The following is a 9,546-nucleotide window of genomic DNA, read 5'->3' on the forward strand; positions in this document are numbered from 1 at the left end:
CCCCCCCCCGGGGCCCCCCCCCCCCCCCCCTATTCACACCCGGCGGGTTTATTCACCTGACCGAAGGGATGAACCATGAACGTATTACGCAGAAAGTGGCAGGGGCTGCCGCGCGGCGTGGTGGTGTGCATCACGGCGCTGGTGATTTATGTCCCACTGTTATTTATTGTGGTGCAGAGTTTTCTTTCGGCACCGTTCTTTTCCCGCTCCAAATCGTGGAGTCTGGAAGCCTTCGCCTTTATTTTTACCGACCCGGATTTTTATCTGGCATTAAGGTCAGGTTTTATTCTGGCCTTTGGCCTGGTGATTATCGCCATTCCGCTGGGCGGTATTTTGGCGTTTCTGATGGTGCGCACCGATTTACCCGGCCGGCGGATCATTGAGCCGCTGATCCTGGTGCCGATCTTCGTCTCGCCGATGGTGCTGGGCTTTGGCTACGTGGTGGCCGCCGGGCCGGTAGGCTTCTTTTCCCAGTGGGCGCAGCAGCTGATCGGCTTTGTGCCGTGGAATATCTACTCGATGTTCAGCATTGTGGTCATCGCCGGCTTAACTCACGTTCCGCATGCCTATCTCTATATCTCTTCGGCGCTGCGCAGCGTCGGCTCCGACGTGGAAGAGGCGGCGCGCACCGTCGGCGCCACGCCGCTGCAGGGGATGACCTCGGTGAGTCTGCCGATGGTGCGGCCATCCATTCTTTACGCCTGCGTGTTGCTCTTTTTCCTCGGTCTGGAAGTCTTCGGTCTGATGCTGGTGCTGGGCGACCCCGAGGGCAACATGGTGCTGGCGACCTATCTCTACAAGCTGACTAACAAGCTCGGCACCCCCTCCTACCATCTGATGGCGGCGGTGGCGGTGGTGCTGATCTGCATCACCATCCCGCTGGTGATGCTCCAGCGGCGGCTGATGCGCACCGCCAACCGCTTTGTCACCATGAAGGGCAAGGCGTCCCAGGCGCGGGCGCTGCCGCTGGGCAAATGGCGCTGGCTGGCCGGGGCGGTGGTGGTGGCCTGGCTGACGGTGACCATCGGCGTACCGCTGCTCGGCGTGGCGCTGCGCGCTTTTATCTCCAACTGGGGCGTCGGCGTGTCGCTGTGGGATGAGCTGTCGCTGGCGACGTTCCACAATATCTGGCAGCAGCCCAACCTGCTGCGGGCGATCGTCAACTCGATGGCTATCGGCATCATCGGCGGCGCGCTGGCGGTGATCTGCTATCTGTTTGTCGGCATCGCCATGCACCGCAAAGCGGACAACGTCACCCGCTTTCTCGACTACAGCGTGCTGGTCCCGCGCGCGGTACCGGGGCTGCTGGCCGGCCTGGCCTTCCTGTGGGTATTCCTGTTTGTACCGATGTGGCTCGATCAGTCGCTGAAGCACGGCTGGCTCTCGGCGCTGCCGGTGGCCGACTGGCTGCGGGAGCACCTTATCGTGCAGCTGCGCGCCCTGCGCAACACCATCTTCAGCGTCTGGCTGGCCTACACCGTGGTGTGGATGGCCTACGGCCTGCGGCTCATCTCCTCGACGCTGCTGCAGGTGGGCCCGGAGCTGGAGGAGGCGGCGCGTAGCACCGGCGCCTCGCGGGGGCAGATCACCCGCCACGTGACCGTTCCGCTGTCGCGCTATGGGCTGATTGGCTCCTGGCTGCTGATGTTCCTTATCTTTGAGCGTGAGTATTCCACCGGCGTCTATCTGCTGTCGCCGGGTACCGAAACCATCGGCTCGATGCTGGTGTCGCTGTGGGCGGCGGGGGCCATCGATATCGTCGCGGCGCTCTCCTTTATCAATATTCTGCTGGTGGTGATTGGCCTTGGTATCGCCCTGCGCTTTGGAGTGAAATTACATGATTGAGTTATCGGTAGAAAATCTGCATCTCACCTATGGCGACAACCCGGTGCTGAAGGGGGTGTCCATGACGCTCGGCCGGGGAGAGGTGGTGTCGCTGCTGGGGCCTTCGGGAAGTGGGAAAACCACGCTGCTGCGGGCGGTGGCCGGGCTGGAAAAACCGACGAGCGGACGGATCGCCATTGGCAACCGCACGGTGTACGACGGCACGCCGCGCAGCGAGATCCCGGCCGAAGAGCGTAACCTCGGCCTGGTGTTCCAGTCCTATGCCCTGTGGCCGCACAAAACGGTGTTCGACAATGTGGCCTATCCGTTGAAGCTGCGTAAAGTCGCCGCCGGGGAGATAAAAGAGCGGGTGCAGCGTGTGCTGGATCAGCTGGGGCTGGGGCACCTTGGCAACCGCCATCCGCACCAACTCTCCGGTGGCCAGCAGCAGCGGGTGGCCATCGGCCGGGCGCTGGTTTACAACCCGCCGGTGATCCTGCTGGATGAACCGCTCTCCAACCTTGACGCCAAGCTGCGCGAAGAGGCGCGGGTGTTTTTGCGCGAGCTGATCATTAAGTTGGGCCTCTCGGCGCTGATGGTCACCCACGATCAGAATGAAGCAATGGCCATCTCCGATCGTATTTTGCTGCTGAACAATGGCGTCATTGAGCAGCAGGGGACCCCGCAGGAGATGTACGGCAGCCCGGCGACGCTGTTCGCCGCTGAGTTTATGGGCAGCAATAACCGCCTGCACGGCAAAGTGATGGCGCTGGAGAACGGCAGGGCGCGGATCGAAGGCGCCAGCTGGAGCCTGTGGGGGCGAGCGGGCGAGGGGGTTAGCGTTGGCGAGCCGGCGACGGCGGTGATCCGCGTCGAGCGCCTGCGACTTGACGGCGCCGCGCAGGATAATAGCCTCCAGCTACCGCTGCTGACCAGCATGTACCTCGGCGACCGCTGGGAGTACCTGTTCCGTACCGAAGGCGACGACTTTCCGCTGCGCGCCTACGGAACGGCGCTGCGCGATGCCGAACACTGCCATCTGACGCTCCCGGCGGAGGATGTGTGGATTTTTCCGCAGCGGTAGCCGCCAGTTACCCCGCCAGATGGCACACGGCTTCAATATTGTGCCCGTCTGGCGCAATCACAAACGCGGCGTAGTAACTGGCGTGGTAGTTTGGCCGTAGCCCCGGCGCGCCGTTGTCCTTTCCTCCGGCGGCCAGCGCCGCCTGCCAGAAGGCATCGACCTGCTCGCGGCTGTCGGCGCGAAAGGCAATGTGCAGCGGCGCCGGTTTTTCCGCACTTTGATAGAGGCATAGAGAAGCATCGCCGCTGCCGGCCAGCTCTGCGCCGTAGCTCGGTTCGCCTTCGCCGACCAGCGTTACGCCAAGCGGGGCCAGGGCCTGCAAAAAGAACGCTTTGCTGGCGGCATAGTCGCTAACGCCGAATTTCACATGATCGAACATATCTTCTCTTCTCCTGTGGATGGTATATCACCAGCTGAAGGCGCTAGCCGGACAATAGATACAAGATAGTTAACAACGGTTATTAACTTTTTTAACAGCTCAAAATGTTTAATTATTCCTAATACGAGTATTTACAGACGTTTAATCTGCCATGTACCATAAACAAAAAATAACATTTGTGATACAAGTCACTCTTTTTTGGCGCATGGGTAAGCTCAGCGCGGTGTGAATGCCGCTGGTTTACCGCCTCAAGGTTATGGCAGCACTCTTCTCACGATGACAGACCGGTGAATTTCTCTCCGATTTTCCGCGTTTCGTTGAGAATCGTCTACTATCCAAACGATAACCCTATAAATGATATCGCCTCTGGCGATGTTTTATCCGACTTGCCGGGCCGGGCCAGACGCTAAGCGGTTTAAAAGCGCAATGGTATCGGTTCCAGCACGACATTCACTGGTTTTGTCAGCGACAAAAACAGTAATTTTCAATGACAGGAATGTGATGATGTCGAGCGAGAAAACCAACAATTCCAGGCGTGATTTCCTGGTGAAATCGATGGCGCTGATCCCGACGGTGGTGATCGGCGGCGCGGGAGCAGGGGCTATTGGCGTGGCCACCAGCGCGACCGCGCAGGCGGCCCCCGCTTCAGAGCCAGCCTCCGGGAACACCGCGGCGGCCAGCGACTGGAAGCCGCAGTTCTTCAACGATCGTGAGTGGGCGTTTATCAACGCCGCCGTCGCTCGCTTAATCCCGGCGGATGAACTCGGTCCCGGTGCCAAAGAGGCCGGCGTCCCGGAGTTTATCGACCGCCAGCTCAATACCCCTTACGCCACCGGCTCCATCTGGTATATGCAGGGGCCCTTCAATCCCGACGTGCCGAAAGAGATGGGTTATCAGCTGCCGTTGGTGCCCAAACAGATCTATAACCTCGGGATCGCCGACGCCGAGGCGTGGTGTCAGGACAAATATCATAAAACCTTCGCTGAACTGAGCAGCGAGCAGCAGGACGAGGCGCTCGGCCTGTGGGAATCGGGTAAAGCCGAGTTCAAACAGCTGCCGGCCTCGCTGTTCTTCACCTATCTGCTGCAAAACACCCGCGAAGGGTTCTTCAGCGACCCGATCCATGGCGGCAATAAAGGCATGGTCGGCTGGACGCTGATTAATTTTCCCGGCGCGCGCGCCGACTTTATGGACTGGGTTGAACGGGGCGAACGCTACCCCTTCCCGCCGGTATCAATTAATGGGGAGAGGGCGTAATCATGGCCACCGTATTGAAAAAAACCGATGTCGCGATCGTCGGCTTCGGCTGGGTTGGGGCGATCATGGCCAAAGAGCTGACCGAAGCGGGGCTCAACGTCGTCGCGCTGGAGCGCGGCCCGATGCGCGACACCTGGCCGGACGGCGCCTATCCGCAGGTGATTGATGAGCTGACCTACAACATCCGCCGCAAGCTGTTCCAGGATCTATCGAAAAGCACCGTCACCATCCGGCATAACACCAGCCAACAGGCGGTGCCCTATCGCCAGCTGGCGGCCTTCCTGCCGGGTACCGGCGTGGGCGGCGCCGGGCTGCACTGGTCCGGCGTCCATTTCCGCGTCGATCCCATTGAGCTGCGGATGCGCAGCCACTATGAAGAACGCTACGGCAAAAACTTCATCCCCCAGGATATGATCATCCAGGATTTCGGCGTCACCTACGACGATCTGGAACCATTCTTCGATAAAGCGGAAAAAGTATTCGGTACTTCCGGGACCGCCTGGTCGATCAAAGGCAAGGTCGTCGGCAAAGGCCGCGGCGGCAACGCCTTCGCCCCGGACCGCTCGGATGACTTCCCGCTGCCGGCGCAGAAAAACACCTGGTCGGCGCAGCTGTTTGAAAAAGCGGCGCTGGAAGTGGGGTATCACCCCTATAACCTGCCGTCGGCCAACACCTCCGACTCCTATACCAACCCCTACGGCGCGCAGATGGGCCCGTGCAACTTCTGCGGTTTCTGCAGCGGCTACGCCTGCTACATGTACTCTAAAGCCTCGCCGAACGTGAACATTCTGCCGGCGCTGCGCCAGGAAAAACGCTTTGAGCTGCGGACTAACGCCAACGTGCTGAAGGTCAACCTGACCGACGACAAATCCCGCGCCACCGGCGTGACCTACGTCGACGGCCAGGGGCGCGAAATGGAACAGCCGGCGGACCTGGTGATTATCGGCGCCTTCCAGTTCCACAACGTGCACCTGATGCTGCTCTCCGGGATCGGCAAACCGTACAATCCGGAGACCGGCGAAGGGGTGGTAGGGCGTAACTTCGCCTACCAGAACATGACCACCATCAAGGCCATTTTCGACAAAGACACCTATACCAACCCGTTTATCGGCGCGGGCGGCAACGGCGTCGGCGTCGACGACTTCAACGCCGACAACTTCGACCACGGCGCGGCGGGCTTTGTCGGCGGTTCGCCATTCTGGGTCAACCAGGCCGGGACCAAGCCCATCTCCGGTTTCCCGGTACCGCCGGGCACCCCGGCGTGGGGCAGCAAGTGGAAAGCGGCGGTGGCCGATACCTACACCCATCACCTGTCGATGGATGCCCACGGCGCGCACCAGTCCTATCGGCAGAACTACCTCGATCTTGATCCGAACTACAAAAACGTCTTCGGCCAGCCGCTGCTGCGTATGACCTTCGACTGGCAGGAAAACGACATCAAGATGGCGCAGTTTATGTTCGATAAGATGGCGCCGATCGCCAAAGCGATGAAGCCGAAATATATCCTCGGCAGCCCAAAACACGCCAACAGCCACTTTGATACCACCACCTACCAGACCACCCATATGAACGGTGGGGCGGTGATGGGGGAAGATCCGAAAACCAGCGCCGTTAACCGTTATCTGCAAAGCTGGGACGTGCATAACGTCTTCGTCATCGGCGCCTCCGCGTTCCCGCAGGGGCTGGGCTACAACCCAACCGGCACGGTGGCCGCGCTGGCCTACTGGTCAGCGAAGGCGATCCGTGAGCAGTATCTGAAAAATCCGGGTCCCCTGGTGCAGGCATAAAGGAAGGCAGATGATGAAAATGCAATGGTTATCGGCCCTGGTGCTTGGGGCATTGAGCTGCGCGGCCTTCGCCGAAGAGGCGCCTGCGGACAGCAATCTGATTAAGCAGGGGGAGTATCTGGCGCGGGCGGGGGACTGTGTCGCCTGCCACACCAACGGCAAAGCAGGGAAACCTTTCGCCGGCGGTTTGCCGATGGAGACGCCGATCGGCACCATCTACTCCACCAATATCACGCCGGATAAAGAACACGGCATCGGCGGGTACACCTTCGAAGAGTTCGACGACGCGGTGCGCAAGGGCGTGCGGAAAGACGGTTCCACGCTCTATCCGGCGATGCCGTATCCCTCGTTCGCGCGGATCAGCGAAGCGGACATGCGCGCCATGTACGCCTACTTTATGCACGGCGTGGAGCCGGTGAATGTCGCCAACAAGGACACCGACATCCCATGGCCGCTGTCGATGCGCTGGCCGCTGGCGTTCTGGCGCGGCATCTTCGCCCCGACGCCGAGCGACTTTGTCGCCAACCCGCAGGTTGACCCGGTGCTGGAGCGCGGCCGCTATCTGGTGGAAGGCCTGGGCCACTGCGGCGCCTGTCATACCCCGCGTAGCCTGACGATGCAGGAAAAAGCGCTCAGCGAAAGCGAAGGCGATGATTACCTGGCGGGCAGCAATGCGCCGATTGACGGCTGGGTCGCCTCCAGCCTGCGCGGCGAAAACCGCGACGGTCTGGGGACCTGGAGCGAAGCCGAGCTGGCCGAGTTCCTCAAAACCGGACGCAACGATAAATCCGTGGTCTTCGGCGGCATGAGCGATGTGGTGGAGCATAGTCTGCAGTATCTCTCTGATGACGACATCACCGCCATCGCCCGCTACCTGAAGTCGCTCCCGCCGCGCGGCGGCAAACAGACCCCAGCCCCGGTGGAAGACAGCGTGGCGAAAGATCTGTGGAAGGGTAACGACAGTAAAACCGGCGCCGCAATGTACGTCGATAACTGCGCCGCCTGCCACCGCACCGACGGCGTAGGCTATAAGCGCGCCTTCCCGTCGCTGAAGGGCAACCCGGTGGTACAGACGGAAGATGCCACTTCGCTTATCCACATCGTTCTGACCGGGAGCACCACGCCGGCGGTGAAAGATGCGGTCTCCAACCTGACCATGCCGTCGTTCGGCTGGCGCCTGGACGACCAGCAGGTGGCGGATGTGGTCAATTTCATCCGCACCAGCTGGGGCAACAACGCGCCGGCGGTCAGCGCCAGCGATGTGGCGAAGGTGCGTAAGGAGACCGCGGCGCACGATGAGAAGGCGTTAGGCAACGCCGATATCTCGAAGCTGCCGGGGGCCGGACAGTAATCGTCAGGGTTGCGTCGCCCGCGCGGCGCAACCCATACTTAGCGACGACGTAAAATACTGTCTGAATCAAGGAGTTTGCCTTCATGCTGCATGCAGAGCGACTGACCTGCATCGTTGACGATCGACCGCTGTTTGCGGCGCTGACGCTGTCCCTCGCTGCCGGCGAGCTGCTGCAGGTCGCCGGTGATAACGGCGCGGGGAAAACCTCGCTGCTGCGGATCCTCTGCGGCCTGGCGCGCCCGGAAAGCGGGGTGGTGAGCTGGCAGGGCCAGCCGCTGGCGAAGGTCCGGGAGTCATTTCACCGTCAGCTGCTGTGGCTGGGCCATAAACCCGGCGTTAACGCGGCGCTGACCGCCGATGAAAACCTGCGTTTCTTCTTTCCGGCCAGCCGCCTTCAGCAGCGGGAAAGCGCCCTCGCCGCCGTCGGCCTGGCGGGCTATGAAGATCTCCCCTTGAGCCAGCTCTCCGCCGGGCAGCAGCGTCGGGTGGCGCTCACCCGCCTGTGGTTAACCGACGCGCCGCTGTGGATCCTCGATGAGCCGTTCACCGCCCTCGACGCCACGGCGATGGAAACCCTGACCCGTCGCCTGGAGCAGCACGCCCGGCAGGGGGGATGCGCCATCCTCACCACCCACCAGCCGCTGCGGCCGCTGGGCTGTCCGTTGCGCACCCTGCGCCTCGGCGGCGAGGCTGGAGGCGGGCAATGATGCGTGCGCTGTTGGCCCGGGAACTGCGCCTGGCGTGGCGCAGCGGGGCGGAGATCCTCAATCCGCTCTGGTTCTTTCTGATCGTCATCACCCTGTTTCCGTTCGGCGTCGGCGCCGCGCCGCAGCTGCTGGCGCAGATTGCGCCGGGCGTGGTGTGGGTCGCCGCGCTGCTGGCGGCGCTGCTGGTGATGGATCGGTTGTTTCGCGACGACTGGCAGGACGGTTCCCTGGAGCAACTGATGCTCCTGCCGACGCCGCTGGTGGCGGTGGTGCTGGTGAAGGTGGTTGCCCACTGGATGATGAGCGGCCTGCCGCTGCTGATCGTCTCGCCGCTGGCGGCGCTGCTGCTGGGGATGAGTCTGCATGACGCCGGTGTGCTGGCGCTGACCTTGCTGCTCGGCACCCCGACGCTCAGTTTTCTCGGCGCGGTGGGGGTTGGCCTGACGGTCGGCCTGAAGCGCGGCGGCGTCCTGCTGAGCCTGCTGGTGCTGCCGCTGGCGGTGCCGCTGCTGATTTTCGCCACCGCGGCCTGCCAGGCGGCGGCCGCCGGGCTCCCGGTCAGCGGCTATCTGGCGATGCTGGCGGCGTTCTTAACCGCCAGCGCCACCCTGTGTCCGTTCGCCACCGCCGCTGCGCTGCGGCTGACCGTGCGATAACTCGCTGCGCCTGCGGGCGCGGCCATCATAACCGTGTGAGTAAGCGTCTATGTGGAAAGCGTTACATCAACTGGCGATCCCCGAGCGGCTGTACCGCCTGTGCGGATGCTGGATCCCCTGGCTGGCGGCGTTGAGCGCGCTGTTGCTGGTCATCGGCCTGGGGTGGGGCTTTGGCTTCGCCCCCGCGGACTATCAGCAGGGGGAAAGCTACCGGATCATGTACCTTCACGTCCCGGCGGCGATGTGGTCGATGGGGCTGTACCTGGCGATGGCCGTCGCGGCCTTCGTCGGGGTGGTCTGGCAGATCAAAATGGCCGACCTGGCGATCGCTGCCCTGGCGCCGGTGGGGGCGGTCTGCACCCTGGTGGCGCTGGTCAGCGGCGCGGCATGGGGCAAGCCGATGTGGGGGACCTGGTGGATCTGGGATGCCCGTCTGACCTCGGAGCTGGTGCTGCTGTTTCTGTATGCCGGGGTCATCGCCCTGTGGCACGCCTTTGACGA

The 9,546-nt window shown here is 62.3% G+C and carries 9 protein-coding genes; 8 read left to right on the forward strand and 1 reads right to left on the reverse strand.

Features of this window, described 5'->3' with window-relative positions; translation table 11 throughout:
• Positions 1-75 precede the first annotated feature (75 nt).
• Positions 76-1,845, forward strand: coding sequence for an ABC transporter permease (locus tag HMPREF9538_RS04255; protein ID WP_009486113.1), 1,770 nt, complete (start codon positions 76-78; stop codon positions 1,843-1,845).
• The gene (locus tag HMPREF9538_RS04250; protein WP_002908292.1) at positions 1,838-2,908 is read left to right on the forward strand and encodes an ABC transporter ATP-binding protein; all 1,071 of its coding nucleotides are present in this window, start codon (positions 1,838-1,840) and stop codon (positions 2,906-2,908) included. Before HMPREF9538_RS04255 ends, HMPREF9538_RS04250 begins: the two co-directional genes overlap by 8 nt.
• A gap of 7 nt (positions 2,909-2,915) precedes the next feature.
• Here HMPREF9538_RS04250 and HMPREF9538_RS04245 read toward each other — a convergent pair whose 3' ends face one another.
• A complete protein-coding gene (locus tag HMPREF9538_RS04245) occupies positions 2,916-3,287 on the reverse strand; it encodes a VOC family protein (protein ID WP_002908289.1) in 372 nt (123 codons plus the stop codon).
• 501 nt (positions 3,288-3,788) lie between these two features.
• On the opposite strand from HMPREF9538_RS04245, the gene HMPREF9538_RS04240 reads away from it, so the two are divergent.
• The 6 genes from HMPREF9538_RS04240 to ccsA all read left to right on the forward strand — a co-directional run.
• A complete protein-coding gene (locus HMPREF9538_RS04240; RefSeq protein ID WP_004175724.1) occupies positions 3,789-4,544 on the forward strand; it encodes a gluconate 2-dehydrogenase subunit 3 family protein in 756 nt (251 codons plus the stop codon).
• 2 nt (positions 4,545-4,546) lie between these two features.
• Positions 4,547-6,331 (forward strand): GMC family oxidoreductase, encoded by a 1,785-nt coding sequence (locus HMPREF9538_RS04235; protein ID WP_009486114.1) that lies wholly within the window; start codon positions 4,547-4,549, stop codon positions 6,329-6,331.
• A 10-nt stretch (positions 6,332-6,341) separates the two neighbouring features.
• Positions 6,342-7,682 carry a c-type cytochrome gene (locus HMPREF9538_RS04230; protein ID WP_009486115.1) on the forward strand — a complete coding sequence of 447 codons (1,341 nt, stop codon included), beginning with the start codon at positions 6,342-6,344 and terminating at the stop codon, positions 7,680-7,682.
• Between the two features lie 83 nt (positions 7,683-7,765).
• Positions 7,766-8,389, forward strand: a complete 624-nt coding sequence (gene ccmA, locus HMPREF9538_RS04225; RefSeq protein ID WP_004898745.1) for a cytochrome c biogenesis heme-transporting ATPase CcmA — start codon at positions 7,766-7,768, stop codon at positions 8,387-8,389.
• On the forward strand, positions 8,386-9,045 hold the full coding sequence (gene ccmB, locus HMPREF9538_RS04220; protein ID WP_004891310.1) for a heme exporter protein CcmB: 660 nt from the start codon (positions 8,386-8,388) through the stop codon (positions 9,043-9,045). Before ccmA ends, ccmB begins: the two co-directional genes overlap by 4 nt.
• 49 nt (positions 9,046-9,094) lie before the next feature.
• On the forward strand, positions 9,095-9,546 hold a 452-nt coding region (ccsA, locus tag HMPREF9538_RS30545), incomplete at its 3' end, for a cytochrome c biogenesis protein CcsA (protein ID WP_009486116.1).

It is taken from the genome of Klebsiella sp. MS 92-3 (assembly GCF_000195655.1).
Classification (GTDB): domain Bacteria; phylum Pseudomonadota; class Gammaproteobacteria; order Enterobacterales; family Enterobacteriaceae; genus Klebsiella; species Klebsiella pneumoniae.

Bases quoted from the DNA above. Each gene is read 5' to 3' on its own strand.
- HMPREF9538_RS04245 (WP_002908289.1), bottom strand. From the start codon at position 3,287: ATGTTCGATCATGTGAAATTCGGCGTTAGCGACTATGCCGCCAGCAAA.
- HMPREF9538_RS04255 (WP_009486113.1), top strand. From the start codon at position 76: ATGAACGTATTACGCAGAAAGTGGCAGGGGCTGCCGCGCGGCGTGGTG.
- ccmA (WP_004898745.1), top strand. From the start codon at position 7,766: ATGCTGCATGCAGAGCGACTGACCTGCATCGTTGACGATCGACCGCTG.
- HMPREF9538_RS04250 (WP_002908292.1), top strand. From the start codon at position 1,838: ATGATTGAGTTATCGGTAGAAAATCTGCATCTCACCTATGGCGACAAC.
- HMPREF9538_RS04240 (WP_004175724.1), top strand. From the start codon at position 3,789: ATGATGTCGAGCGAGAAAACCAACAATTCCAGGCGTGATTTCCTGGTG.
- HMPREF9538_RS04230 (WP_009486115.1), top strand. From the start codon at position 6,342: ATGATGAAAATGCAATGGTTATCGGCCCTGGTGCTTGGGGCATTGAGC.
- ccmB (WP_004891310.1), top strand. From the start codon at position 8,386: ATGATGCGTGCGCTGTTGGCCCGGGAACTGCGCCTGGCGTGGCGCAGC.
- HMPREF9538_RS04235 (WP_009486114.1), top strand. From the start codon at position 4,547: ATGGCCACCGTATTGAAAAAAACCGATGTCGCGATCGTCGGCTTCGGC.